Source organism: Intrasporangium oryzae NRRL B-24470 (genome assembly GCF_000576595.1).
Taxonomy (GTDB): Bacteria; Actinomycetota; Actinomycetes; order Actinomycetales; family Dermatophilaceae; genus Intrasporangium_C; species Intrasporangium_C oryzae.
This window is the reverse complement of record NZ_AWSA01000056.1, coordinates 1-25,079: the sequence shown is the minus strand read 5'-3', so window position 1 is coordinate 25,079 and position 25,079 is coordinate 1. Positions and strand designations below refer to the sequence as shown.

Genomic DNA, 25,079 nt, shown 5'->3' with positions numbered 1-25,079 from the left:
GGTGTTGCGATGACCCCTTGAATCCGCCCGGGACCCGGCCCAGCGGCATACCCGACGGTTCACCCCGCTCGCAGCGGTCAGTCGCGGGGCCGCTCCGGAGGCAGGGCGGCGATGGCGTCGTCGACGTCGAGGCCGGTGACCTGCAGGAGGTCGACGACGACGGACCGGATCTGCGCGAGGACAGTCTCGGTGGCGAGACTGGCGGTTCGCGGCACCTCCCCCGTCTCGGCGGCGACGCGCAGGAGCGGGGTGCGCCCGACGGTCGGCGAGGCGTTCTCGGCCAGGGAGCGGCCGATGACGTCCGTGGCGTCGGCAAGGTCGTCGAGCAGCTCTCGGTATCCGGGGGGCAACGGCTCGCCTCGCGCGACCGTGACCGTGACCCGGCGCACGAGGACCCTGGTGCTGCGCATCGCCCGGTCGAGCGGCTCGACCAGGTCGGCCATCTTGCGGACCCCCGTCGCGTGGTGGCGGGAGAACGGCGAGCTGCTGATGACGGACAGACCTTCGTCGGCGGCGGTCCGCAGCTCTCGCAGGAGCGAGTCGGTCGCCCGTGCCGACGCGAGCACCTCGGCGGCGGCCTCGACGTCGCCGTCCTCTGCACTTGAGGCGGCTCGGCGTAGCAGCTCGCTGATCGTCCGAGCGACCCGCGCGGCGGCGACGCGGGGCCGGCGCAGGGGGGCCTGGGGGACCACGGTCGCGGCGATGAGCGCGATGGCGCCTCCGATGAGGGCGTCCGTCCAGCGGGTGAAGGCCTGGCCCGGGCTGGCGACGAGGGCGGCGATGACGATGCCCTGGACGGCCGCCTGGGTGATGAGCACCGGGCCGCCGTCGAGCAGCACGGCGAAGCTCATCGACACGAGGACGACGGCACCGATCTGCCAGGGGCCGCTGCCCGCGACGTGGACGAACACGTCAGCCGTGAACACCCCGACGGCGACGCCGACGGCCACCTCGAAGACGCGGCGCAGGCGCTGGCCGTAGGACATGCCGAGGCAGACGACGGCCACGATCGGCGCGAAGAAGGGTGCGGTGTGGCCGAGAACGTCCCGGGCGACCCACCAGGCGACTCCGGCGGCGACGGCGCACTGCAGGAGGAGGAAGGCGCGTCCCCGCAGCCGCTCGAAGCGCGACTGGATCGACTCGCGGCTGCGGTCCCAGGCGCGGTCGAGCGCCTCGATCACGCGTGCGTCGCTCCTCAGGTAGTCGTCCACGACTTCCCTCCCCGTTCGATGTATCCGCGCGGCCTGGAGCGCGCCCGGATACATCGAACCCGGTCGTCAGAGGTCGGGGAACCAGATGCCGATCTCGCGCACGGCCGACTCGGGCGAGTCGGACCCGTGCACGATGTTCTGCTGGACCGCCTGGCCCCAGTCGCGACCGAGGTCGCCGCGGATGCTGCCGGGGGCGGCCTCCGTCGGGTTGGTGGCACCGGCGAGCGAGCGGAAGCCGCGGATGCAGTCCTGGCCCTCGATGACGACGGCGGCGACCGGTCCGGAGCTCATGAAGTCGACGAGCGGCTCGTAGAACGGCTTGCCCTCGTGCTCGGCGTAGTGGGCGGCCAGCTGCTCGCGGGTCGGCGTGACGACGGCGAGCGCGGCGAGGGTGTAGCCCTTGGCCTCGATGCGGCGCAGGACCTCGCCGGTGAGGCCGCGCTGGAAACCGTCGGGCTTGACGAGGACGAGGGATCGTTCGGTGCTCACTCGCCCACCCTATCGGCCCCACCCTGCACCGGTCGGGTGGTGCCGTCGGGGGCCGGCCTGTCGCCCGAAGGGCCCTCGCCGTCGGCGTCGAGGGCCTGGCGCGCCTGGGCCTCGTCGACGCGGCCCCCCTGCACGAGGCAGGTGACCCAGAGCGCGAGGAAGATGAGCCCGACGAAGAACATCATCGGGACGACGACCGCGCTCGCGAGCGTCGCGACCTGGATGAACCACCCGAGCGTCACACCCCACGGCCTCCGGAGCGCCCCAGCGCCCACGATGCAGAGCAGCGCGAGCCCGCTGCCGACGAGGAGGTATGCCGTCGAGTGGCTCGCGTCGTCACCGCTGGCCGCGATGCCGCGTGCGACGAGGGCCCCGAAGAAGACGCAGAGGGACTGCCCGACGAGGACGGTGGCGAGCATCCGCCAGGTGAACTTGCCGGTCTGGCCGTAGAGGACGAGTCCTCGCATGTCGTGTGGTCCCTCGGTCGGTCGTCGGTCTGGACGGGTCGTCAGTAGTTCTGGGTGGTGTCCCACGTGCGGATGACGGCCTGGGCCTCGGTGTCGCTCGCGCCGGTCGCCTCCGCGTAGAGGGCCATGGCGTCCTCGCGGCGGCCGTCCTCGAGAAGGCGGCTGATGTGCAGGCGCCCCTCCTCGGTGAGGCGCCCCTCGGTCCACGACGACACCGCGTCGCGCACGCCGGGCCCCTGGCCCGGCACGAACCAGCCGTCGATCGCCTTCTTCGCGTCGACGAGGGGCGCACCGGTCGCCTCGCGGTAGATCTTGATGGCGTTGATCGTGTGCCCGGCGCTGATCTCACGGCTCACCTTGGCGCGCACCGCATCGGTGACCCCGACGTAGTCCTTCTCGGAGTCACGGCGCCCGACGATCCGGCCGTAGAGGACGACGGCGAGCGCGATCACCGCGACGATGAGGACGAGGCGGAAGAGGGGTGGCATGGGACCAGCGTACGGGTGCCCCGAGCCGGCCTCAGACCTCGGTGACGCCGAGGAGGGTACGCACCTCGCCGGCGGTGATGACCGAGCCGGTCGCGACGACACCGCCGCCCATGCCGTCCTCCTCCGCGAGGGTGACGGCCTGCTCGAGGGCGTCGGGCAGGTTGTCGACGACGGTGACCCGGGACTCGCCGAAGAGCTCGGTCGCCATCTGCCCGAGACGCTCCGGTGCCATCGCTCGTGGCGAGGAGCTGCGCGTCACGACGACGTGGTCGAGGGCCGGCTCGAGAACCTCGAGGATCGCCGCCGCGTCCTTGTCGGCGACGATCCCGACGAGACCGACCAGCTTGGTGAAGCTGAACGCCTCCTCGAGCGCGGCGACGAGCGAGCGGGCCCCGTGCGGGTTGTGAGCGGCATCGACGAGCACGGTCGGCGAGCGCCGAACGACCTCGAGGCGCCCGGGCGAGGTCATCGCCGCGCAGGCGGCGGCGAGGATGTCGCGGTCGATGGCCTGCTCCCCTCCCCCGACGAACGCCTCGACCGCGGCGACCGCCGTCGAAAGGTTGCTCGCCTGGTGGGCGCCGTGGAGCGGCAGGAAGAGGTCGGTGTACTCGGCGGCGAGCCCGCGCAGCGACACCTGCTGGCCGCCGAGCGCGACCTCGCGCGCGAGGACGCCGAAGTCGTTGCCCTCGAAGACGATGCGCCCACCGACCTCCTCGACGCGGTCCAGGAGGACCTCGGCCACGTCGGGGTCCTGGACCCCTGAGACCGTGAGGGCATCCGCCTTGATGATGCCGCTCTTCTCGCGCGCGATGTCGATGACGGTGTCGCCGAGGATGTGGGTGTGGTCGAGGTCGACGGGGGTGATCACGGCCACCTGGCCGTCGGCGACGTTGGTGGCGTCCCAGGTCCCACCGAGGCCGACCTCGATGACGGCGACGTCGACGGGCGCGTCGGCGAAAGCGGCGAAGGCCACGGCGACGAGGACCTCGAAGAAGTTCATCCGGCGACCGCCCGACTCGAGGGACCGGGCATCGACGATGTCGATGAGGGGTGCGACCTCCTCGTAGGCCGCGATGAACTTCTCCCGCGGGATCGGCTTGCCCGACAAGGTGATCCGCTCACGGATGTCGTGCAGGTGCGGTGACGTGAAACGGCCGGTCGACAGGCCGCTCTCCCGCAGGATGGAGTCGATCATCCGGCTCGTCGACGTCTTGCCGTTGGTGCCGGTGAGGTGGATGACGGGGTAGGCCCGCTGGGGGTCGCCCGCGAGCTCCATGACCGCCGTGATGCGCTCGAGCGAGGGGCCGATGTCGTTCTCGGGCGCGCGGGCGAGGATCTCCTCCTCGATCTCGCGCATCCGCCTCATCAGCTCGAGGTTGCGCGCCGCCTCCTGGGCAGCCGCGTCGGGACGTCCGCTCACTGGTCCTCCTCCCGCACGCCCCGGCCGGACGCGTCGGCCGGGCCCGTCAGGTCCTTGGCCATCCAGATGCTGTCGGGCAGGACCGAGCCGCCCGATTCCCGGTGGGTCTCCACGAACCCGCGGCGCGCGTAGAAGCTGGCCGCGTCGTCGTTGCCCTCGAGGTGCGAGAGCACGACGCGGTCGTGGCCGAGCTCACGAGCGCGGTCCACGACGGCGTCGAGCAGCTTCGTGCCGATCCCCCGATGGTGGTGGGTGGGCAGGACGTAGAGCTTCCAGTTGACGAGCTCGTCGTCCTGGAGGCCGTAGGTCGCGACCCCGACGACCTCGTCGCCGTCGACGGCGACGAGGGTGCGTCCGACGCGGATCGAGGGGGTCACGGCGTCGGCGGTCCACCACTTGGCGAGACCCATCGCGACGTACTCGGGGCCGGCGATCGGCTCGAAGGTGACGGGCCAGGTCCGGTGGCCGACGGCGAGGACCCCGTCGAGGTCGTCGCCCGTCGCGGTCCGGATGACGACGTCGTCCTCGGCGAGGCCGGAGCCGGCCAGGCCGCGTGCCCGGGCCGCGATCACAGCTTGCCCACCAGGATCGTCGCGGCATGGTTGTCGCCGACAACGACCGACGTGCCCGTGCCGTCCGCGAGCGGGTGGTCGGGGCCGGCCGAGGCGAACTGGGCCGCGAGCGTCTCCCCGACGATGAGGTCGCGGTGGGCGACCGTCGCCTCGAACACCTCCTCCGCACCCTGGATCGTCAGGCTGATCCGGTCGCTCACGTGCAGGCCCGCGTCGCGCCGCGCCTTCTGGACGGCCCGGACGAGGTCGCGGGCGACCCCCTCGGTGGCGAGCTCGGGAGACACCGTGGTGTCGAGGACGACGAATCCCCCACCGGGCAGCATCGCCGTGGCCGCGCCGGAGGCGCCGTCACCGGCGACGACCGTCTCGAGGGTGTACTCCCCGTCGACGAGCGCCAGGCCTCCGGAGGTCACGACGCCGTCGGGCGTCACCGACCAGTCGCCGCTCTTGCTGCCCTTGATGGCGAGCTGGACGTCGCGGCCGAGGCGGGGACCGGCGACCCGGGCGTTGACGCTGAGGCGCTGGCTCACCCCGAAGTCCGCCTCGCTCGCCGTGGCGAGGTCGACGAAGGTGAGCCGCTTGACGTTGAGCTCGTCCTGGATGATCGACCGGAACGGCTCGAGGGCCGCCGGCTCGGGAACGACGACGGTCAGCTCGGCGAGCGGGAGCCGGGCACGGAGGCTGCGCGCCTTGCGCAGGCTCGAGCCGGTCGAGCAGATCTCGCGGGCGCGGTCCATCGCGACGACCAGCTCGTGGTCGACGGGCAGGTCGTCGGGCGACGGGTAGTCCGCGAGGTGGACGGAGCGCTCACCCGTCAGGCCGCGCCAGATCTCCTCGGTGACGAGCGGCAGCAGCGGGGCGGTGGCCCTGGTCACCGTCTCGAGCGCGGTCCAGAGGGTGTCGAACGCGGCGAGCGACTCCTCGCTCTCACCACCCCAGAACCGGTCCCGAGAGCGTCGGATGTACCAGTTGGTGAGCACGTCGAGGAACCCGCGCATCGTGTCGCACGCCGCCGCGATCTCGTAGGCGTCGAGCTGCTCGCGCATGTCGGACACGAAGTCGCGGAGCTTGGCGAGCAGGTAGCGGTCGAGGACGTCGCTCGACGACGTCGAGCGCGTCGCGTCGTAGCCGGCGCCGCCGCGGGCGGTGTTGGCGTAGAGCGCGAAGAACGACCAGGCGTTCCAGAGCGGGATCATGACCTGGCGGACGCCGTCGCGGATGCCCTGCTCCGTGACGATGAGGTTGCCTCCGCGCAGGATCGGGCTGCTCATGAGGAACCACCGCATGGCGTCGGCGCCGTCGCGGTCGAAGACCTCGGAGACGTCGGGGTAGTTGCGCAGCGACTTGCTCATCTTCTGGCCGTCGGAGCCGAGGACGATGCCGTGGCTCACGCACGTCTTGAACGCCGGCCGGTCGAAGAGGGCCGTCGCGAGGACGTGGAGCGTGTAGAACCAGCCCCGGGTCTGGCCGATGTACTCGACGATGAAGTCGCCCGGGAAGTGGTGCTCGAACCACTCGGCGTTGTCGAACGGGTAGTGGACCTGGGCAAAGCTCATCGACCCCGAGTCGAACCACACGTCGAGGACGTCCTCGACGCGACGCATCGTCGAGCGCCCGGTGGGGTCGTCCGGGTTGGGGCGGGTCAGCGAGTCGATGAAGGGACGGTGCAGGTCGGTGACCTTCACGCCGAAGTCGCGCTCGAGCTCGGCGAAGGAGCCGTAGACGTCGATGCGGGGGGACTCGGGGTTGTCGGACCGCCACACCGGGATGGGGCTGCCCCAGAAGCGGTTCCGGGAGATCGACCAGTCGCGGGCGTTGGCGAGCCACTTGCCGAACTGGCCGTCGCGGATGTGTTCCGGGGTCCACTCGATCTGCTGGTTGAGCTCGAGCATCCGGTCCTTGATCTTCGTCACCTCGACGAACCAGCTCGACACGGCCATGTAGATGAGCGGCTGGCGGCAGCGCCAGCAGTGCGGGTAGGTGTGGTCGTAGGTCTCGCGTCGGAGCAGGACCGTGCCGCCCGACACCGAGCCGGACTCACCCTCGCCCCGGGTCGCGGCCTTGAGGTGGTCGATGATGTGGAGGTTGGCGTCGAAGACGTGCATGCCCTCGTAGTCGGTGACGGGGTAGGTGAACAGCCCGTCCGGACCGACGGGCACGACGGGGGCGATGCCCGCCGCGTCGGTGACGACCTTGTCCTCCTCACCGAACGCCGGGGCGATGTGGACGATGCCGGTGCCGTCGTCGGTCGTGACGTAGTCGGCCTCGAGGACGCGGTGCGCCCGCTCGTGGCCCTGGAAGTACGTGAACGGTGGTGTGTACGACCGGCCGATGAGGTCGGACCCCTTGAGCCGCTCGACGACCCGCTCGGCCGCGTCCTCCCCGAGCTCGCGCTGGTAGGCCCCGAGCCGTGCCGCGGCCAGGACGTAGCGCTCGGTCGTGCCGGTGTGGTCGGACTCGACGACGACGTAGTCGATGTCGGGGTGGACGGCCATCGCGAGGTTGGACGGCAGGGTCCACGGCGTCGTCGTCCAGATCAGGGCGATCTCGCCGGTCTCGAAGCGCAGGCCGACCGTGACGGCCGGGTCCTGGCGCATCTTGTAGACGTCGTCGTCCATGCGCAGCTCGTGGTTGGACAGCGGCGTCTGGTCGTTCCAGCAGTAGGGCAGGACGCGGAAGCCCTCGTAGACGAGGCCCTTGTCGTAGAGCGTCTTGAACGCCCAGATGACCGACTCCATGAACTCCGGGTTCATCGTCTTGTAGTCGTGGTCGAAGTCGACCCAGCGGGCCTGGCGGGTGACGTAGTCGCGCCACTCTCCGGTGTACTTGAGCACCGAGCTGCGGCAGGCGTCGTTGAACCGGTCGATGCCGAGGTCGACGATGTCCTGCTTGGTCTTGAGGCCGAGCTGGCGCTGGGCCTCGAGCTCGGCGGGGAGGCCGTGCGTGTCCCAGCCGAAGCGGCGCTCGACGCGACGACCCCGCATCGTCTGGTAGCGGGGGACGATGTCCTTGACGTAGCCGGTGAGCAGGTGGCCGTAGTGCGGGAGACCGTTGGCGAAGGGCGGCCCGTCGTAGAAGACGAACTCGTTGTCGCCGTTGGTGCCGGCGTCGCGGCCCTCGACGGACGCGATGAAGGTGCCGTCCTCGTCCCAGTACTTCAGGATGCGCTCCTCGATCTCGGGGAAGCGCGGGTTGGACGGGACGCCGGTGGTGCCGGCCTGGTCGGTCGTGACCTTCGGGTAGGTCATGCTCGTGGTCTCCTGCGTCGGTTGCGTCGGTCGACTCGTACTGCCTTCTGGCTGCGGGCTTCAGGGCCTGCAGACCCACTACGAGGACGACGTCTCCGCCGCGGTACCACCCCGCTTGCCGCACGAGCCCACGGTCCCCGGGAAAGGACGGTGAGCGGCATACGACCGCTCTTGCCGAAGGCTGTGACGGGCCCACCCGTCCGGTTCTAGTGAGGCCACCACCCCGCCAGGGGTGGGGACCCGTTCTTCCGGAGGCTCGCCGCTGATGACGGCTCGAACGCCTGTGTGCCCGAGTCTAGCCTGTGAACGTGCCCACCCTCCCTCCCGGCGTCGCCGCACGCGAGGTCACCGACCCCGACGTCAAGCGGACGTATGCCGCTGACGCCTCCCCCGCGTCGAGCGCACCTCCCAGCGACTACACGGTGGTCCGGGCCCGGGACGTGGCCGACGTCGTCGCGGTCCTCGAGCACGCACAGGCGAACCGGACGCCCGTCGTGCCGCAGGGCGCGCGGACCTCGCGCGCGGGCGGTGCGATCGCGACCGAGGGCTGCATCGTCCTCAACGTCGAGGCGCTCGACGCGATCATCGACGTCGACCCGCTCGAGGGGTACGCCGTCGTCGGACCCGGTGTCGTCAATGCTGCGCTCAAGCGCGAGGTGGCCCGCGCCGGCCTCTTCTACGGTCCCGACCCGGCGTCGTGGGAGACGTGCACGATCGGCGGCAACGTCGCGACCAACGCCGGCGGCCTGTGCTGCGTCAAGTACGGCGTCACCGCCGACTGGGTCAAGGCGCTGCAGGTCGTCCTCCCTGGTGGCGAGGTGATGCGGACGGGTCACCGGACCGCGAAGGGCGTGGCCGGCTACGACCTCACCGGGCTCGTTGTCGGGTCGGAGGGGACGCTGGGCGTCGTCACCGAGGTCCTCGTCCGGCTCGCCCCCGCTCCCGACCCGGCACTGACGGCGCTCGCCGTGTTCGCCTCGCTCGACGACGCGGTCGCCGGGATCGTGGCCCTGCGCCGGGACTCCGTCCGGCCCAGCCTCCTCGAGATCCTCGACCGCTCGAGCGTGCGCGCGGTCCAGGCCTACGGCGACTACGGCTTCCCCAACGACTGCGAGGCCGTGCTCCTCGTCCAGTCGGACCGGCCCGGGCACGCCGGGGAGGACGTGGCTCGCTATGCCGACCTCATGGCCGGTGCGGGTGCGACCGAGGTGGCCGTCGCCGACGACGCGCAGGAGGCCGACGCGCTCCTCGAGGGGCGGCGCGTCATGAGCACCGCGTTCGAGGCGCTCGGCGCGCGTCTCGCCGAGGACGTCTGCGTGCCTGTTGCCCGGCTCGCCGACTTCATCCGTGGGGTCGAGACGATCGCCGCACGGCACGGCGTCCTCATTCCCGTCAGCGGCCACGGCGGCGATGGCAACCTCCACCCGTCGATCGTCCACCCCTACGACGACCCCGACGCGCTCGCGCGGGCCTGGCTGGCCTTCGACGAGGTCCTGCGCCTCGGGCTCGACGTCGGCGGCACGATCACCGGCGAGCACGGCGTCGGCTCGCTCAAGGTGCCGTGGCTCCGGCTCGAGCTCGGCGCGGACGAGCTGGACCGCCAGCGGCGGCTCAAGGCGGTCTTCGACCCGCTCGGGATCATGAACCCCGGCACGGTCTTCGAGCGACCTCGCTGACCGACGGCGTCAGGACGGCGTCAGGCACCGAAGCGGCTCGCGACGTCGGCTGCCCTGCGTCGGAGCCGCTGGCGGACCATGGCGCCGCGGCACGGCCCGTTGAAGATGATGACGTCGTCGCGGACGTGGGCGCCGGGTCTGGCCTCGACCTCGCGGGCTGCGTCGCGCACGGCCCACAGCTGCTCGACGGTCATCGGCAGCGGCGCCTCGTCGGGCTGCCAGGTCGTGCCGATGGGATAGTCGACGCCGGGCGTCCGCGTCATCTCGACGTGGCAGCCCATGACCGCGCTGACCCACCGGGTCTCGGCGATCTCGACGAGGGCTTCGAGCGTCTGCGTGAAGGCCGGGGCGTCCTCGACGTAGAGGCGGCCCGGGTAGACGGAGTCGCCAGTGAGGAGGAAGCCCGTCCACGGGTCGCGGATCGTGATCGCGGCGGCCTCGTGCCCCGGGCTGCCCGTCACCTCGAGCACCCGGCCGCCGAGGTCGTAGGCCACGGTCTGTCGCGGCCAGTCCGTGAAGCCGAAGTGCGCCCGCACCGCGTCGACGTCCCGCCCGACGACCGTCGTGTCGGGCCGGTCGGCGAACTGCCCGTCTCCCCCGACGTGGTCGCCGTGGCCGTGCGTGTGCGCCACGACGAGGGGGTAGGTGTCGCGAGGGTGATGAGCCAGCCACTCGCCGAGGAGGCGGTCGACGGTCGTCCTCAGCGGCATACGGAGGGGGTCGACGAAGTCGCCCGTGTCGAGCAGGAGGGCCCGCTCGTTGCCGAGGAGGAGGTAGAGGAAGGGGCCCTCGTAGGTGAGCGTCTTGCTCTGGCGCAGGACATAGGTGTGCTCGTCGTGGCGGTGGACCTGGAGCGGCGGCTCGGCCTCGAGGCGGGCCCGTTTCGCGCCCGGACGGACGCCGTGGATCCAACGCTCGGGGAAGGGCGCGGCGTCGGCCCGGCCGCTGAAGTCGACATGGCCAGTCGTGTCGCTGCGCTCTCCCATGGCGGCCAGTCTGGCGCACCCGGGTCCCGTGCGGGCATTGCCCCCGGCGAGGCGTTTGGCAGGATGAGGTCATGAACGAGACGGAGACGACAGGCGCCTGGCTGAGCCGCGAGGACCTCGACAGCGCCCGGGACCGCCTGCCGATCCTCTACGTCAACGCGGTGCCCGTGCGTGTCGACGACCGGGGCGTCGTCACCCACATCGGCCTGCTGCTGCGGGCCGACAGCGACGGAGGCATCGGCCACGAGGTGGTCGGCGGCCGCGTGCTCTACCACGAGAAGATCCGCGACGCCCTCCTGCGGCACATCGAGAACGACCTCGGCCCGGTCGCTCTCCCCCGCATCCCGCTCTCGCCCCAGCCGTTCACCGTCGCGGAGTTCTTCCCGACGCCAGGCGTCACCCCGTTCCACGACCCTCGCCAGCACGCCGTGTCGCTCGCCTTCGTCGTCGCCGTCATGGGCGACTGCCGGCCCCAGCAGGACGCCCTCGACCTCTCGTGGGTGACGCCTGAGGAAGCGGCGTCGATGGCGGTCCGCGGCGAGATGACGGGGTCGCACGGCATCCTCGTGCGCCAGGCCCTCGCCCACGTGGGCTACCCGGTGTAAGGGTGTGACCCGGCGTCCTGACGCATGAGGCGGCCCCGGTCATTGACCGGGGCCGCCCTTTGTCGATCACGTGGTCATGGGTCGGAGGTCAGGGGTAGAGCGTCCCCGGTCCCGAGTCGTTGACGAACGTGAACTGCGTGCTCTCGGCGCAGGCACTCTGCCTTCCCGTGTGGGCCTGGTCGCCTGGAGCGTAGGTGACCTTCCAGTAGACCGTCGTGTTCGTGCTGACGGCCACGGAGGTGTTGGACGTGCCAACGGTCACGGAGTTCTGGCCACCGACGGTGATGGTGGGCTCGGTGTAGAGCTTGCCCGTTGCCCCGCCGGCCTGGCAATTGGCCAGGGTGTCGTAGAGGACGAAGTCGACCTTTCCACCGGAGGGAAGGTTGTCACCGGCGACCGTCGACGAGATCGTCGCCGAGTCGTTCGGGTACGCCTTCTGTGCCGTGGAGATCGAAGTCGGGATCTGGCGGACGACGACGTCCTCGTTGGTGTCGTTGCAGGCCGTGTTGTGATCCGTCTTGAGCGTGTTCGGCGAGTCGCCGCTGTAGGAGGCGACCCAGTGGTACGTACCAGGCGCGTCCGGAGTGAAGCTCACCGGGCCGTACGTGTTGTCGCCGCTGACGTTCACCGACTGCGGGTTCGTCCCCGTGCCTGTGGCCGGCGTCGAGCAGTCATCCTTGAGAAGGGTGAAGGTGATGGTGCCACCCGCCTTGCCGCCTCCAGTCGTCGGGTCGATCGACCCGTCGGTGCCCTTGCCGCCGCTGCCCTGGTGGTCAGCAGTGTTGGACAGCGTCGCGGTGTCGGTGACCGGGCTCCCGAAGTCGACCGGGCTTGTGCCGGCCTGCGTCGAGAGAGACGGCTGACGCGGGGTGACGATGAAGCACTCACCCGTGCTGTCGTCCTTCGAGCTCGGAACTCCCGCGTTCGAGTCGCCGGAGAACTCCGCCCGCCAGCAGTAGCGCCCCACCTCTGTGATGGTTGCTGAGCTCGAGGAGAACGTGCCTTGAGCCGTGATCGTCTGCGTGGAACCGACTTGGTCGCCGCCGGTCGTGCAGCCGGTGCCGGCCGGGACGTTCGGACCGCAGATGAAGAACTTCAACGTCGCGTTGAACGTCGAGATCCCCGTGACGGTGATCTTCGCGCTGTCACTAGCTGTGATCGCGGGGTCACCCGACTTGGGGATCTGCTGCGTCGTGAAGCTGGGCGTTGTCTCCGTCTTCGACGTGCACTCGCCCAACGTGCCCAGCGAGTAGTCGAAGAGGGTCGCGGTCAGCGACTGCGAGGATCGTGTGTCACCGGTGAAGGTGTTGAAGCAGTGGCCCCCGAGGCCCTTGGCAGTCAGGTCGAGGCCGCCCTCGTAGAACTCCGAGGTGCGCAGCGAGTGGCCCACGCCGTCCTTCGCGTTCGCCGTCGGCCATGGCGTGGTGATCGTCCCGTTGGTGCCGTTCGTGGGGCCGTTGGTCGTCGCACAGACGTCATCTCCTGCCGAAGTGGACTTGCAGTCCACGCCGTGCGCGACAGAGGTCGGGTTCAGCGAGCCGGGAAGCGACGGGTTGGGCCGGTCCCACCTGTAGACGTCGATCGTGCTGACGGCTCCGCCGTTCGTGAACGCCGACACGACGAGGAGGTCACCGTCCTTGTGGTCACCGGTGAACGACGCAGTGGTGCCGTTGTCGTTACACGCAACGGTGTCCTGGAGGAACCAGAACGCCACGTTGGCGTCGCCGGTGTTCGTGTTGCGCTCGATCCCGAAGTACAGGAGCTGGTGCCCGTTGTCCGGATCGGTGTACGCCGCCGCGTAGGCGTTCATCACGTCGATCTTGCTGTTGACGTTGTTGGACGCGGTGCACTGCCACCCGGTGCTGATCGGCAGCGTGTCCTTGCTGCCGGTCGTGTAGGTCGTCGCGTCACTCGTGTTGAACGTCCCGTTGGCATTGGTGTTGAAGTCCTTGCTGAACACCGACGCCGTGAAGCCAGTAGGCAGGCTCAGCTTCTCACCGGAGGTGCCGAACAGCGAGCTCCAGTCGTAGTTCTGCACCGAACCACCGATGTTCGTGGTGGTCGATGCTGCGACATCCCCGTCGAGCTGGAAGGCCTGGTCATGGACGGCATAAGCCGCCGGGACGTTGCCGGCGAACATCATGGCGGCCCCCACCGCCACGCTCGCGACAATCGCCTTGAGCGTCCGCTTGGACGAACGCTTTGGAAGATTACCCACGGTTTATCCCCCTATGGGATGAAGGTGATCGAACGACACCCCTCGACACATCCCGGAGGGATGGAATTCGACTCTTGTGAACTTCGCCCCCGAGTCCACGAATGTGGTGTGTGAGCCCGGACCCCCACCCGAGCCCGACCCACCCCGACACCGTCGGGGGGACTCCGTGCACCCTCACTGATCCGATCGACCCACCAGATCGAGGGACCGGTACTCGTGGATCGAGGTCGGCCGGATGCACAGTTGTCCACTTGTGAGATTAGGCACATCTGTTGCGTCCGGCGGCAGAATCAGGAAAACTGTCGCCGTTTTTTGCGCCCGGCGGCCTGGCGTCTTGAGAATCTCCGCCAGGGCACCGGACGAATGCCTGCTATGGCTCAATCCGTTCAGAACGTCTCATCTGCCGCGGGTCGGGCGCGCCGGGAATGTTCACTTCGTGGATGTTAAGGATCTCTTGACCGACTATTGCATTTACGCGCGCAATGCAGTTTCTGTCAGGTTGAGCACCTGACTTCAGCGACAAAACGGGCTGGATTTCGTGTTCACGATCGCTGCCAAGTTAGATTCCCCTACCTCATGCATGGGTAAGCGTCGGCCCTGCACAGCGACCCGATCGAAGCGCTCGTTCGCCCGATTGCCCGGTTGCGTCCGCGCACCTTTCGGGCATATGCCGCCACTCTCGGCGCCGTGGTATTTCGGCTCCGAGATCGGCCTCCGAATCGACGATGCGGGCCGCACCGGCCCGGCGTCGCCGGCTGGGACGGGGCCCAGCAACTTCCACACCAACAGGGAGACCTCATGAAGTACCTCAAGCAGTTCTTCGTCGCGATCGTCGCCGCCGTGGCGGCGGTCGCCCTCGGCACGTCCACCGCGTTCGCCGCGGTGACCGTCAAGAGCCCGCCGACGATCGTCTTCAACGAGGCGTCCGCCACCGTCTCGGGCGGCAACTTCAGCGGCCTCGGCAACATCCCGCTCTACGGGACGCTCACCGTGACCGGCGTCGCGAACTACACCTGCTACAACCCGCAGGGTCACCCCTCGCCGGGCCAGAACCCGGTCCAGGCAGGCTCCGGGACCTCCGGCCCCGTGCTGCTCCCCACGAGCAAGAACGGCCGGGCCACCGTGCCGGACATCACGGCGTCTGTCACCGCACCCCCGACCCCGACCGCACAGCAGGTCGGCTGCGGAGGCACCGGCAGCACCCAGTGGACCGTTGTCCTCACCTCGCTGACCGCCACGGCCGCGCAGTTCGTGGTCACGCAGTCCGGCGCCACACTGTTCTGCTGGAACTACACCTTGGGCGGACCCAACACCGGGACCACCTGCTGAACACCTGACACGTGGGCTCGGCGACGTCCGTCGCCGAGCCCACGCATGTGGCGGGTGACCAGCTCAGTGCTGGTGCTCGAGCAGCTCCTGCCGCCCCGAGCCGAGGACGGTGAGCGGCAGCAGCGTCTTGCCGGTCGGCCCGATCTCGATCTCGGTCCCCATCTGAGGACACACCCCGCAGTCGAAGCAGGGCGTCCAGCGGCAGTCGTCGACCTCGGTCTCGTCGAGCGCGTCCTGCCAGTCCTCCCAGAGCCAGTCCTTGTCGAGGCCGGAGTCGAGGTGGTCCCACGGGAGCACCTCGTTCTGCTCCCGCTCGCGGGTGGTGTACCAGGCGACGTCGACGGGCGTATCGGCGAGCGCCGACTCGGCAGCGGCCATCCAGCGGTCGTAGGAGAAGTGCTCCGACCACCCGTCGAAGCGTCCGCCGTCGCGCCACACGGCCTCGATGACGCGGCCGACGCGACGGTCACCGCGCGAGAGCAGGCCCTCGACGATGCCGGGCTTGCCGTCGTGGTAGCGGAACCCGATGGAGGACCCGTAGCGCCGGTCGGAGCGGATCGCCTCACGGAGCTTGAGGAGGCGAGCGTCGGTCTCCTCGGCGCCGAGCTGGGCGGCCCACTGGAAGGGCGTGTGGGGCTTGGGCACGAAGCCGCCGATCGACACCGTGCAGCGGATGTCGCGCTTGCCGGAGACCTGCCGGCCGGTCTCGATGACCTTCTTCGCGAGCTCGGCGATCTGGAGGACGTCCTCGTCGGTCTCGGTCGGCAGGCCGCACATGAAGTAGAGCTTGACCTGCCGCCAGCCGGCGCCGTATGCCGCGGCGACGGTGTTGATGAGGTCGTCCTCCGACACCATCTTGTTGATGACCTTGCGGATGCGCTCGGAGCCGCCCTCCGGGGCGAAGGTCAGGCCCGAGCGACGTCCGTTGCGGGTCAGCTCGTTGGCGAGGTCGATGTTGAAGGCGTCGACGCGGGTCGACGGCAGCGAGAGGCCGGTCTGGGTGCCCTCGTAGCGGTCGGCGAGGCCTTTGGTGATGTCGGCGATCTCGGAGTGGTCGGCGGAGCTCAGTGACAGCAGCCCGACCTCCTCGAAGCCGGTCGCGGCCAGCCCTCGCTCGACCATCTCGCCGATGCCGGTGATGGTGCGCTCGCGCACCGGCCGGGTGATCATCCCGGCCTGGCAGAACCGGCAGCCACGCGTGCAGCCGCGGAAGATCTCGACGGACATCCGCTCGTGGACCGACTCAGCGAGCGGCACGAGCGGCTGCTTCGGGTATGGCCAGGCGTCGAGGTCCATGACCGTGTGCTTCGAGACCCGCCAGGGAACACCCGAGACGTCGGCGGCCGGGGCCACGCGCTGGATCCGCCCGTCCGGCAGGTACGACACGTCGTAGAAGGCGGGCACGTAGACGCCGCCGGTCCGCGCGAGGCGCAGCAGGACCTCGCGCCGGCCGCCGGGACGGCCCTGCGCCTTCCACTCCCCCACGATGTCCGTGACCGTGAGGACGGCCTGCTCGCCGTCACCGACGATCGCGGCATCGATGAAGTCGGCGATCGGCTCGGGGTTGAACGCCGCGTGGCCGCCCGCGATGACGATCGGGTCGTCGAGACCGCGCTCTGCGGCGTGGAGCGGGATGCCCGCGAGGTCGAGCGCCGTGAGCATGTTGGTGTAGCCGAGCTCCGTCGAGAAGCTCAGCCCGAAGAGGTCGAAGTCGCGGACCGAGCGGTGGCCGTCGACGGTGAACTGCGGAAAGCCCGCCTCCCGCAGCGCCGCCTCCATGTCGGGCCACACGGCATACGTCCGCTCGGCGAGGGCGTCGGGACGCTCGTTGAGGACCTCGTAGAGGATCATGACGCCCTGGTTGGGCACGCCGACCTCGTAGGCGTCGGGGTACATCAGCGCCCAGCGGGTGGTGAGCTCCTCGCCGGACGGGCCGTGGCCACCGACGTTCCAGTCCTTGACGGTGGAGTTGAGCTCGCCCCCGACGTACTGGATGGGCTTGTTCACCCGCTCCAGGAGGGGCTCGAGGGCGTTGAACAGGGACTCTCCGGGCATTGGACCATGGTAGGCGACTCGACGCCGTGGGCCGATCTCGTGCAGATCGACCCACGACGCCGTATGCCGCGGGGCCGGGCGGGTCGGCCCCGCTCAGCCCTCGCTGACCAGGGGCGCGTCCTCCTCGTACAGGGCGTCGAGCTGGTCCATGTACTTGGTGACGACCGCCCGGCGGCGGAGCTTCATGCTCGGGGTCAGGTCGCCCATCTCGACGGTGAGGTCGTGGTCGAGGATCGTGAACTTCTTGATCGTCTCCCAGCGGTTGAGGTCGTCGTTGAGCTTGTCGACGTAGCCCTGCACGAGCGCTCGGGCCTGGTCGGACTGCACGATCTCGGCGTACGACGTGCCTGACATACCGTTCGCGGCCGCCCAGGCCGTGATCGCGTCGGGGTCGAGCGTGACGAGGGCGGTCGCGTAGTTGTGCCCGGCGCCGTGCACGAGGAACTGGCTGACGACGGGGCACATCCCCTTGAACTTCGCCTCGATCATGGCCGGGGCGATGTACTTGCCGCCCGAGGTCTTGAAGAAGTCCTTCTTGCGGTCGGTGACGTAGACGAAGCCGCGCTCGTCGATCCGGCCGATGTCTCCGGTGGCGAACCAACCGTCCTCGCTCAGGACCTCGGCCGTCGCCTCGGGGTTGTTGTGGTAGCCGCGCATGACGCCCGGGCCCTTGATGAGGATCTCGCCGTCCTCCTCCGCGATCCGCACCTCGGTACCGGGCATCGGCCAGCCGACCGACCCGTAGGTGTAGGAGCCCGGGAAGGGCTGGTTGACGGTCGACCCCGACGAGGTCTCGGTGAGCCCGTAGCCCTCGAGCACGAGGAGCCCGACCGAGCCGAACCACTTCGCGACGTCGGCGTTGAGCGGGGCCGAGCCGCTCACCATGAAGCGGACCCGGCCGCCGAAGCGCTCCTTGACCTTGGACAGGACCAGGCGGTCGGCCACCTGGTGCTGCAGGGACAGGAGGGTCGACGGCTGCTCGCCCCTCTCGAGGGCGTCCCGGACCTGCCCGCCGACGCCGAGGGCCCAGTCGATGAGCGTCCTCTTCACCCCGGTCTCGTGCGCGAACATCGTCGCGATCCGGCCGTAGGCCTTCTCGAAGATGCGCGGAGGGCCGGCCATGAAGGTCGGCCGGACGATCCCCATGTTCTCGACGATCTTGTCGACCCGGCCGTCGACGGCGGTCAGGAAGCCGAGCTGGAGGCCGGTGGCGACGAGCATCTTGCCGAAGACGTGCGAGAGCGGCAGCCAGAGGAACTGCACGTCGTCGCGGGTCAGGGCCCCGGTGGCCTCGACGACCGCCCCCTCGTAGACGACACTGTCGTGGGCGAGGCGCACCCCCTTGGGGCGGCCGGTCGTCCCCGAGGTGTAGATGACGACGGCAAGGTGGTCGGGCCCGAGCTGGTCGATCCGTGCGTCGACGAGGTCGGGGGTCGCCCGCAGCGCCTCCCGGCCCCGCTCGGCGAGCTCGTCGGTCGTGATGACCCAGCCGTCGTGGTCGGACTGACCGGTCAGGGTGATGACCTGGCGCACGCCCGGAAGGTCGGCCCGTCGCTCGGCGAGCTTGGCGACCTGGGCCTCGTCCTCCACGAAGACGATCTCGCTGCCCGAGTCGCCGAGGATGAAGGCCACGTCGTCGGCGATCGTCGTCGGGTAGACCGTGGTCGTCGCGGCGCCGGCACAGATGATGGCGAGGTCCGCGAAGATCCACTCGAGCCGCGTCGTCGAGGCGATGGCGACGCGGTCCTCGAGCTGCACGCCGAGGCTGACCAGCCCGGCCGCCCACTCTCGCACGACGGCATCGGTCTCGGCCCAGGTGAGGGTCGTCAGCTCGCTGCCGCCGTCCTTGAAGTGCTGGAGGGCCGGCGCGTCCGGGGTCGCGCGGACGCGGTTGCGGAACAGGGCGCCCACGCTGGGGGCGCGCTCGTCGAGCACCTTCTGGTCGACGACTCGGTCGACAACGGCGTGCAGGGGCATGCGGACTCCTTCGTCGCTGCGGCGGCCCGTCCTCGGCGCTGGCGGACACCGCCATGCCGGATGATGTCAAGCATTCCCGCCGGAGTCACGCGTGGAGCGAAGATGGAGACAACCCCGTGACCCAACCACCCGCGGACGCGTCGCAGTCGCGTCAGTGGGCACCGGCCAGGTTGAGGATGACCACGCCGACGATGATGAGCCCCAGCGCAGCCGCCTGGACGGGTGAGAGCCGCTCCCCGAGGAAGAGGACCCCGACGAGGGCGATGCCCGCGGTGCCGAGTCCGGACCACACTGCGTACGTGATGGAGACGGGGATGTGCCGGATCACGAGCGCGAGCAGCCAGATCGACAGGGCGTACCCACCCAGCACGAGCCCGGTCCACAGCGGGTCGCGGAACCCCATGGTTCGCGAGAGGCTCGCGGTGGACGCGACCTCCACCCCGATGGCGGTGACGAGCAGAGCCCAGGCGGTGACCATGACGGGCCTCATTTCTGTAGCGGACGCTACATAGCGTAGCACTCGCTACACTCACGTCCAGGGGTCGCCCCGGAACCAGGGAGGTTGGAGTGAGCCGAACGACCGCTCGTCGCGACACGCTCGCCGGCGCCGCGACGGACTACGTGCTCGAGCACGGGCTGATCGACCTCAGCCTGCGCCCGCTCGCCGCGGCCATCGGGACGAGCGACCGGATGCTGCTCTACCACTTCGCCGACAAGGACGACCTCGTCGCCACCGTCCTGCGCACCTCCACCGACCGGTCCGTCGCGGAGATCCGCGCCCTTCCCCGCTCCCCCGACGTCCGCACCGCGGTCCTCGACCTCTGGGCGGCCTCGACGACGGGCCAGCTCGACCGGTGCCAGCGTCTCTACGTCGAGGCGGCCGCCCTCGGCCTCTTCGGCCGCGAACCCCACGCCTCGGTGGTTCGGGAGGCGAACGTGCGCTGGGTCGAGGCTCTCGTCGACCACATCGTCGACGCCGGGACCTCCCGCGCGAACGCCGAGCGCGCCGTCGCCCTGCTCGACGCGACGTTCATGGGCATGCAGCTCGACCTGCCGCTCGACCCGGAGGACCCGGCCCGGAGCCGGCTCGTCGAGGACCTCGCCGACGCCGTCGCCTCCGTCGCCGCCGACGTCAGGTGAGAGCCCCTCCCGTTACGAGGGGACGATGGCCGACAGGATCTCGCGGCAGGCGGCCACGTCCTGCTGCATCTGCTCGACGAGGGCGTCGATGGAGTCGAACTTGAGCGTGGGCCGCAGGTGGTCGACGAACTCGACAGCGACACGCTCGCCGTAGAGGTCGAGGTCGGTCCGGTCGAGCACGTAGGCCTCGACCCGGCGCTGGTGGCCGTCGAAGGTGGGGTTGGTGCCCACGGAGACCGCAGCAGGCAGGGCCCGGTCGGGGGCACCCGCGGGCAGGTCGAGGCGGACGAGCCACCCGGCATACACGCCGTCGCAGGGCACGAGACCCTCGTGCTCCTGCGAGAGGTTGGCCGTCGGGTAGCCGAGCTCGCGCCCCCGGTGGTCGCCGTGGACGACGGTGCCGCTGACGCGGTGCGGCCGCCCGAGGATCTGGGCGGCGTGGCCGACCTTGCCGGCGAGCAGCTCCGCTCGCAGCTGCGTCGAGCTCCAGCGGGCGATGTCGGAGGCGCCCTCGCCGATGTCGGCAAGGGCGATGACGTCGAAGCCGTGGGTGGCGCCGAGCTCGCGAAGGGTCTGGACGTCGCCCGAGTTGCGGACGCCGAACCGGGTGTCCTCTCCGACGACGACCGTCGCGGCGTGGAGCGCTTCGACGAAGGTGCGACGGACGAACTCCTCCGGCGTCTGCTGGGCGAACTCGCGGGTGAACTCGAGGACGAGCACGGCCCCGAGCCCGACCGACTCGAGGGCGTCGAGCCGCTGCTCGAGCGACATGACCATGGCCGGGGCGCGCTCGGGGTAGAGCACCGCGATGGGGTGGGGCTCGAACGTCACGGCCACCGGGGTCGCGCCGGAGGCGCCGGCCTCCCGCACGACGCGGGTGAGGACCTCACGGTGGCCACGGTGGACCCCGTCGAAGTTGCCGAGCGTGACGACCGTCGGGCCGAGGTCGGCCGGGATGTCGTCGATTCCGATCCAGCGCTGCACGGCGTCAACTGTAGTGGTCGGCTCCCGGGACTCGTGCACGCGCTCAGCGTGCCGCCGTGACGAAGACGACACGGGGCTTGGCCTGGCCGCGCGTCTCGTCGAGGACGGCGATGAGACGGCCCTCGGGGTCGATGGCGGCGACGGCGTCGTGGTGGGACGGCAGGCTCGGGATGCGCTGGCCGTACCCGATCGCCACCGCCTCCTCGGGCGTCACCTCGTGGACGGGCAGCTGGGCGCGGGCGGCCTCGGCGATGGGGATGAGACGTATGCCGTCACCCCCCTCGCGCTCGGACCGCTCGCTCTGCTCGGCCAGCTCGTCGAGGGGCAGGGCGTCGTGAAGCCCGAAACGTCCCACCCGGGTCCGCCGCAGGGCCGTCAGGTGGCCGCCGACGCCGAGAGCGTCGCCGAGGTCGCGGGCGAGGGCCCGGACGTAGGTGCCCGAGGAGACCTCCACCTCGACGTCCACATCGAGCACGTCGATCTCCGAGCCGTCCTCGAGCACCGCGCGGGCCGGGCGCACCTCGAGGACCTCGAAGCGGCTGACCGACACCGGGCGGGCCGGGAGGTCGACCTCGTCGCCGCCCCGCACCCGGGCATAGCTGCGCACACCCTTGATCTTGATGGCGCTGACCGAGCTCGGGACCTGCTCGATGTCCCCCGTCAGGGTCGCGACCGCAGCTGGAAGGGCGGCCCGGACGGCCGCAGGATCGGCGACCCCGGCGCGACCGGTCGTCTCCCCCTCGGCGTCATCGGTGAGGGTCGCCTGCCCGAGACGGATCGTCGCGGCATACGCCTTGTCGCACCCGACGAGGAAGGTGAGCAGCTTGGTGGCCCGCTCGACGCCGAGGACGAGCACGCCGGTGGCCATGGGGTCGAGGGTCCCGGCATGGCCGACCCTGCGGGTCCCGCAGAGCCGGCGCACCCGGGCCACGACGTCGTGCGACGTCCAGCCGGCCGGCTTGTCGACGACGAGCAGGCCACCGGCCGCATCGACCATCAGGCGTCGACGTCCTGGTCGGCCTGCACCCTGCCGGCGGTGCCGGCGGTGCCGGCGGTGCCGGCGGCGTCGCCGTCATCGTCCTCGTCGGCCGAGCGGTCGGCGGGCTTCTTGTAGGGGTCGGGCTCACCGGCGTGCGTCGCGTTGGCCGCGGCCCGCGCGAGCTCCTCGTCGCGGGCACGGGTCTGGGCGACGAGGTCCTCGAGGTGGGCGGCGCCCTCGGGCAGGGCGTCGGCGATGAACTCGAGCGAGGGGGTGAGGCGGATGCCGATCCCCTTGCCGACGGCGGAGCGGATGCGGCCCTTGTTGGCCTCGAGCACGTCGGCCGTGGCCTGGCGCTCCTCGTCAGAGCCGAAGACGGTGTAGAAGACGGACGCGTGCTGCAGGTCGCCGGTCACGCGGGTGTCGGTGATCGTGACGAAGCCGAGGCGATCATCCTTGATCCGGTACTCGAGGTACTCCGCGACGATGACCTTGATGCGGTCGGCGACCTTCCGGGCGCGGGCTGGGTCAGCCATGACTACCTCTTTTCTCGGGGTGCGAACACGTCGGCCGGGGCCGACTGACCAACCCTAGCCGCGTGCCCGATCGACTGCGTAATAGCCTCGGACGCGTGACATCCCCCGGAGCAGGAGTCGTGCGCGCCATCCGCGCCCTCTCCATGCTCTCCGGAGCGCTGCTGCTGACGGTCGGGGCGCACGTCGTCGCGGGTGGCCACCCCTCGGGTCCCGGCGTGGTGGTCGCCGCCATGCTCCTGTGGCCGGTCGCGCTCCTCGCCTCACGGGGCCGGCGCTCGGCCCGGCAGCTCGTCCCCGGTCTGGCGGTCGCCCAGGTCGCCGGGCACGCCGTGCTCGGGTTCCTCGGCGGGACGGGCGCCCCCGGACGGCTCTCGCTCGACTGCATCCAGCACGCGGCCCACGAGCCCGGGCGCACCGCCGGTTCGTGCACGACGCACCCCCTCGCCGCGGACCCACTCGTCCTGGCCCACATCCACTCCGGGCCAGCCCTCCCCTCGGGCTGGATGCTCGCCGCCCACGTCGTCGCCACGCTCGCTGCGGGCCTCCTGCTGGCTCGCGGGGAGGACGTGCTGTGGCGGGTCCTCGACCTGCTCCTGCCCCCGGTCCCCGTCCTCCGTTCGTCCCTGCCTCCGCGGCCGCTCCGCGCCGCCCCGTTGCGGCAGCGCGCGTCCTCGCACCTGCCGCTCGTCCGTCCCGGCCGAGGCCCACCCCTCCTCGCAGCCTGACCCTCTCCCCGCCTGTGCCGACCCGGCCCGGCGGTCACCCCCTTGCTCGCGGCAGGGGCACTCCACCCTGCCGCTCGAGCCCATCACTGCTGCAAGGAATCCCATGTCATCGACCAACCTCTTCTTCTCTCGTTCCGGCCCCACGCTCGTGGCCGTCGGTCTCTCCCTCGCCCTCGCCGCGTGCGGCACGATCACCGAGGCGGCCACACCCGGCGCGGCGGCCGGTTCGGCCCGCTCCTCCGTTTCTCCCAACCACTCGCTCACCCTCGAGTCGGGGTGGGCCAAAGCGGCTGACGGCATGACCGCAGTCTTCGGAACCGTGCGCAACACGTCGCCCCAGCCGGTCACCATCGTCGGCGGAACGACCGAGGTCGCCCGCGCGGTCGAGGTCCACACCATGGTGATGAACGCCGACGGCACCATGTCCATGACCGTCAAGAAGGGCGGCCTCGTCGTCCCGGCCGGTGGGGCCGCGACCCTCGCGCCCGGAGGCGACCACGTCATGCTGCTCGGGCTCTCCCGACCCCTCTCCAACGGCGAGGAGATCACCCTGCGGATGCGGACCGCCGATGGCGACGACCTCGCGTGGACGGTCCCCGTGAGGTCGTTCGCCGGCGCCGACGAGCGCTACGCCCCGGGTCACCCGACGGGCGGGAGCGCCACCACCGGTCCCCGGCCCGCGACGACCACCCCGACGCCGTGAGACCGGCGCAAGGCTCCTCGGAGCACCTCCCGAGACGGTCGGTGGTGGCCGGCGGGCTCGCTGCAGCGGCCGGCCTCGTCGGCGGCTGCAGCGGCACCGACCAGCTGGGCGTCCGGGCCGGGACGACGGCCGGGGCAACCAGCCGGGGACCGACCTCGAACGCGTCGACCGTGCCCTTTCGCGGGCCCCGGCAGGCCGGGGTCGTCACCGAGCCGCAGCCCTACGCGGCCTGGGTCGGGCTCGACCTCGCGCCGGGCGCCGACCGCGACTCGGCCCGGCGCCTCCTGCGCGTGTGGACGGACGACATCGAGCGGCTCATGGCGGCCAGGGCCCCGGTGACCGACCTGGAACCGGAGCTGGCCGGTGTCGCCGCGCGACTCACCGTTACCGTCGGCGTCGGGCCCGGCTTCTACGCCGCAGTGGGCCTGGAGGCGGACCGGCCGGAATGGCTCGCTCCCCTCCCCCGATTCCCCGTCGACCGCCTCGACCCGCGCTGGGGGCAGACCGACCTCGTCGTGCAGGTCTGTGCCGACTCCCCCGTCGCCGTCTCCCACGCCCGACGACGCCTGGTCGTCGGCGCCGAGCCCCTCGTGCGGCAACGATGGGTCCAGCGCGGCTTCCGCGAGCCGCTCACTGGCTCACGTGAGGGCCTGCCGTTCCGCAACCTCTTCGGGCAGGTCGACGGGACGGTGCAGCCGGCCGTCGACGGCATCGACGACCACCTGGTCTGGCTCGGTCGGGATGCACCGCGAGGCCTGCGGGGCGGGTCCAGCATGGTCGTGCGCCGGATCGCGATGGACCTCGACCGCTGGGACGCCGCCGACCGCCGGGCCCGCGAGAACGCCGTCGGCCGTCGGCTCTCCGACGGCGCTCCGCTCACCGGTACGAGCGAGACCGACCCACCGGACCTGCTCGCGAAGGACGGGCTCGGCTTCCCCGTCATCGACGGCGCCTCCCACATGCGGCGCGCCATGCCGCAGCAGCCGCATGAGCGGATCCTGCGACGTCCGTACTCCTACGACGACCCACCCGGACCGGACGCACGCACTGACAGCGGGCTCGTGTTCGTGTCGTTCCAGGCCGACCCGGTGCGCCAGTTCGTCCCGATCCAGCGCCGACTCGCCGAGGCCGACCTGCTGAACATCTGGACGACGCCGGTCGGCAGCGCCGTGTATGCCGTCCTGCCCGGTGCCCGCCCCGGCGAGACCCTCGGCCAGGCGCTCCTCATCTGATCCGCTCGCTCGACCTCCCAACCGAACGCCGCGTTCGGT

The 25,079-nt window shown here is 70.8% G+C and carries 22 protein-coding genes; 7 read left to right on the top strand and 15 right to left on the bottom strand.

The window, feature by feature from the left end; all coding sequences use genetic code 11:
* Positions 1–77: 77 nt before the first annotated feature.
* The 7 genes from N865_RS18590 to ileS form a co-directional block, all read right to left on the bottom strand.
* Positions 78–1,211: an FUSC family protein gene (locus N865_RS18590; RefSeq protein WP_034809248.1), complete on the bottom strand. Its 1,134-nt coding sequence runs from the start codon at positions 1,209–1,211 to the stop codon at positions 78–80.
* 66 nt (positions 1,212–1,277) lie between these two features.
* Entirely contained in the window at positions 1,278–1,700 is a 423-nt protein-coding gene (gene ndk, locus N865_RS18585; RefSeq protein WP_034809246.1) for a nucleoside-diphosphate kinase, read from the bottom strand.
* A complete protein-coding gene (locus N865_RS18580; protein ID WP_051511024.1) occupies positions 1,697–2,167 on the bottom strand; it encodes a DUF4233 domain-containing protein in 471 nt (156 codons plus the stop codon). The genes ndk and N865_RS18580 overlap by 4 nt, the downstream gene beginning before the upstream one ends.
* Before the next feature lie 41 nt (positions 2,168–2,208).
* On the bottom strand, positions 2,209–2,655 hold the full coding sequence (locus tag N865_RS18575; RefSeq protein WP_034809243.1) for a hypothetical protein: 447 nt from the start codon (positions 2,653–2,655) through the stop codon (positions 2,209–2,211).
* A gap of 31 nt (positions 2,656–2,686) precedes the next feature.
* Complete coding sequence (locus N865_RS18570; protein WP_034809242.1) at positions 2,687–4,075, bottom strand: bifunctional folylpolyglutamate synthase/dihydrofolate synthase; 1,389 nt, start codon at positions 4,073–4,075, stop codon at positions 2,687–2,689.
* Positions 4,072–4,647 (bottom strand): GNAT family N-acetyltransferase, encoded by a 576-nt coding sequence (locus N865_RS18565; RefSeq protein WP_084328374.1) that lies wholly within the window; start codon positions 4,645–4,647, stop codon positions 4,072–4,074. The genes N865_RS18570 and N865_RS18565 overlap by 4 nt, the downstream gene beginning before the upstream one ends.
* Positions 4,644–7,895 carry an isoleucine--tRNA ligase gene (gene ileS / locus N865_RS18560; protein ID WP_034809240.1) on the bottom strand — a complete coding sequence of 1,084 codons (3,252 nt, stop codon included), beginning with the start codon at positions 7,893–7,895 and terminating at the stop codon, positions 4,644–4,646. Before ileS ends, N865_RS18565 begins: the two co-directional genes overlap by 4 nt.
* A 308-nt stretch (positions 7,896–8,203) precedes the next feature.
* On the opposite strand from ileS, the gene N865_RS18555 reads away from it, so the two are divergent.
* Positions 8,204–9,571, top strand: a complete 1,368-nt coding sequence (locus tag N865_RS18555; protein ID WP_034809259.1) for an FAD-binding oxidoreductase — start codon at positions 8,204–8,206, stop codon at positions 9,569–9,571.
* A 20-nt stretch (positions 9,572–9,591) separates the two neighbouring features.
* Here the strand turns inward: N865_RS18555 and N865_RS18550 are convergent, their stop codons facing one another.
* Entirely contained in the window at positions 9,592–10,557 is a 966-nt protein-coding gene (locus N865_RS18550) for an MBL fold metallo-hydrolase (protein WP_084328373.1), read from the bottom strand.
* A gap of 71 nt (positions 10,558–10,628) precedes the next feature.
* On the opposite strand from N865_RS18550, the gene N865_RS18545 reads away from it, so the two are divergent.
* Positions 10,629–11,162: an NUDIX hydrolase family protein gene (locus N865_RS18545; RefSeq protein ID WP_034809239.1), complete on the top strand. Its 534-nt coding sequence runs from the start codon at positions 10,629–10,631 to the stop codon at positions 11,160–11,162.
* 88 nt (positions 11,163–11,250) lie between these two features.
* Here the strand turns inward: N865_RS18545 and N865_RS22000 are convergent, their stop codons facing one another.
* Positions 11,251–13,380 carry a hypothetical protein gene (locus tag N865_RS22000; RefSeq protein ID WP_157557775.1) on the bottom strand — a complete coding sequence of 710 codons (2,130 nt, stop codon included), beginning with the start codon at positions 13,378–13,380 and terminating at the stop codon, positions 11,251–11,253.
* Between the two features lie 798 nt (positions 13,381–14,178).
* On the opposite strand from N865_RS22000, the gene N865_RS18535 reads away from it, so the two are divergent.
* Complete coding sequence (locus tag N865_RS18535) at positions 14,179–14,709, top strand: hypothetical protein (protein ID WP_034809237.1); 531 nt, start codon at positions 14,179–14,181, stop codon at positions 14,707–14,709.
* A gap of 63 nt (positions 14,710–14,772) precedes the next feature.
* Here the strand turns inward: N865_RS18535 and N865_RS18530 are convergent, their stop codons facing one another.
* The 3 genes from N865_RS18530 to N865_RS18520 all read right to left on the bottom strand — a co-directional run bounded on the left by N865_RS18530 (position 14,773) and on the right by N865_RS18520 (position 19,219).
* Entirely contained in the window at positions 14,773–16,764 is a 1,992-nt protein-coding gene (locus tag N865_RS18530; RefSeq protein WP_034809236.1) for a TIGR03960 family B12-binding radical SAM protein, read from the bottom strand.
* Positions 16,765–16,857: 93 nt separating this feature from the next.
* Positions 16,858–18,741: an AMP-dependent synthetase/ligase gene (locus tag N865_RS18525; protein WP_034809234.1), complete on the bottom strand. Its 1,884-nt coding sequence runs from the start codon at positions 18,739–18,741 to the stop codon at positions 16,858–16,860.
* 151 nt (positions 18,742–18,892) lie between these two features.
* Positions 18,893–19,219, bottom strand: coding sequence for a DMT family transporter (locus N865_RS18520; protein ID WP_034809231.1), 327 nt, complete (start codon positions 19,217–19,219; stop codon positions 18,893–18,895).
* Positions 19,220–19,308: 89 nt separating this feature from the next.
* Between N865_RS18520 and N865_RS18515 the strand changes: the two genes are divergently transcribed.
* Positions 19,309–19,881: a TetR/AcrR family transcriptional regulator gene (locus tag N865_RS18515; protein WP_034809229.1), complete on the top strand. Its 573-nt coding sequence runs from the start codon at positions 19,309–19,311 to the stop codon at positions 19,879–19,881.
* Positions 19,882–19,893: 12 nt separating this feature from the next.
* On the opposite strand, the gene N865_RS18510 is transcribed toward N865_RS18515, so the two are convergent.
* The 3 genes from N865_RS18510 to rbfA are packed head-to-tail and all read right to left on the bottom strand — an operon-like array spanning position 19,894 to position 22,380.
* Positions 19,894–20,865, bottom strand: coding sequence for a bifunctional riboflavin kinase/FAD synthetase (locus tag N865_RS18510; RefSeq protein ID WP_034809226.1), 972 nt, complete (start codon positions 20,863–20,865; stop codon positions 19,894–19,896).
* A gap of 43 nt (positions 20,866–20,908) precedes the next feature.
* Positions 20,909–21,862: a tRNA pseudouridine(55) synthase TruB gene (truB, locus tag N865_RS18505; protein WP_034809223.1), complete on the bottom strand. Its 954-nt coding sequence runs from the start codon at positions 21,860–21,862 to the stop codon at positions 20,909–20,911.
* Entirely contained in the window at positions 21,862–22,380 is a 519-nt protein-coding gene (gene rbfA / locus N865_RS18500) for a 30S ribosome-binding factor RbfA (RefSeq protein ID WP_034809221.1), read from the bottom strand. The genes truB and rbfA overlap by 1 nt, the downstream gene beginning before the upstream one ends.
* A gap of 95 nt (positions 22,381–22,475) precedes the next feature.
* Between rbfA and N865_RS18495 the strand changes: the two genes are divergently transcribed.
* From N865_RS18495 to N865_RS18485, 3 genes are all read left to right on the top strand, one after another.
* Entirely contained in the window at positions 22,476–23,105 is a 630-nt protein-coding gene (locus tag N865_RS18495) for a hypothetical protein (RefSeq protein ID WP_157557774.1), read from the top strand.
* A 103-nt stretch (positions 23,106–23,208) separates the two neighbouring features.
* Entirely contained in the window at positions 23,209–23,808 is a 600-nt protein-coding gene (locus tag N865_RS18490) for a copper chaperone PCu(A)C (protein WP_051511019.1), read from the top strand.
* The gene (locus N865_RS18485) at positions 23,805–25,040 is read left to right on the top strand and encodes a Dyp-type peroxidase (RefSeq protein WP_034809217.1); all 1,236 of its coding nucleotides are present in this window, start codon (positions 23,805–23,807) and stop codon (positions 25,038–25,040) included. Before N865_RS18490 ends, N865_RS18485 begins: the two co-directional genes overlap by 4 nt.
* Positions 25,041–25,079 lie beyond the last annotated feature (39 nt).

Excerpts from the sequence above, each read along its gene's own strand:
- N865_RS18550 (WP_084328373.1), bottom strand. The coding sequence starts at position 10,557 with ATGGGAGAGCGCAGCGACACGACTGGCCATGTCGACTTCAGCGGCCGG.
- N865_RS18525 (WP_034809234.1), bottom strand. The coding sequence starts at position 18,741 with ATGCCCCTGCACGCCGTTGTCGACCGAGTCGTCGACCAGAAGGTGCTC.
- N865_RS18535 (WP_034809237.1), top strand. The coding sequence starts at position 14,179 with ATGAAGTACCTCAAGCAGTTCTTCGTCGCGATCGTCGCCGCCGTGGCG.
- N865_RS18520 (WP_034809231.1), bottom strand. The coding sequence starts at position 19,219 with ATGGTCACCGCCTGGGCTCTGCTCGTCACCGCCATCGGGGTGGAGGTC.
- N865_RS18580 (WP_051511024.1), bottom strand. The coding sequence starts at position 2,167 with ATGCGAGGACTCGTCCTCTACGGCCAGACCGGCAAGTTCACCTGGCGG.
- truB (WP_034809223.1), bottom strand. The coding sequence starts at position 21,862 with ATGGTCGATGCGGCCGGTGGCCTGCTCGTCGTCGACAAGCCGGCCGGC.
- rbfA (WP_034809221.1), bottom strand. The coding sequence starts at position 22,380 with ATGGCTGACCCAGCCCGCGCCCGGAAGGTCGCCGACCGCATCAAGGTC.
- N865_RS18575 (WP_034809243.1), bottom strand. The coding sequence starts at position 2,655 with ATGCCACCCCTCTTCCGCCTCGTCCTCATCGTCGCGGTGATCGCGCTC.
- ileS (WP_034809240.1), bottom strand. The coding sequence starts at position 7,895 with ATGACCTACCCGAAGGTCACGACCGACCAGGCCGGCACCACCGGCGTC.
- N865_RS18490 (WP_051511019.1), top strand. The coding sequence starts at position 23,209 with ATGTCATCGACCAACCTCTTCTTCTCTCGTTCCGGCCCCACGCTCGTG.
- N865_RS18530 (WP_034809236.1), bottom strand. The coding sequence starts at position 16,764 with ATGCCCGGAGAGTCCCTGTTCAACGCCCTCGAGCCCCTCCTGGAGCGG.
- N865_RS18545 (WP_034809239.1), top strand. The coding sequence starts at position 10,629 with ATGAACGAGACGGAGACGACAGGCGCCTGGCTGAGCCGCGAGGACCTC.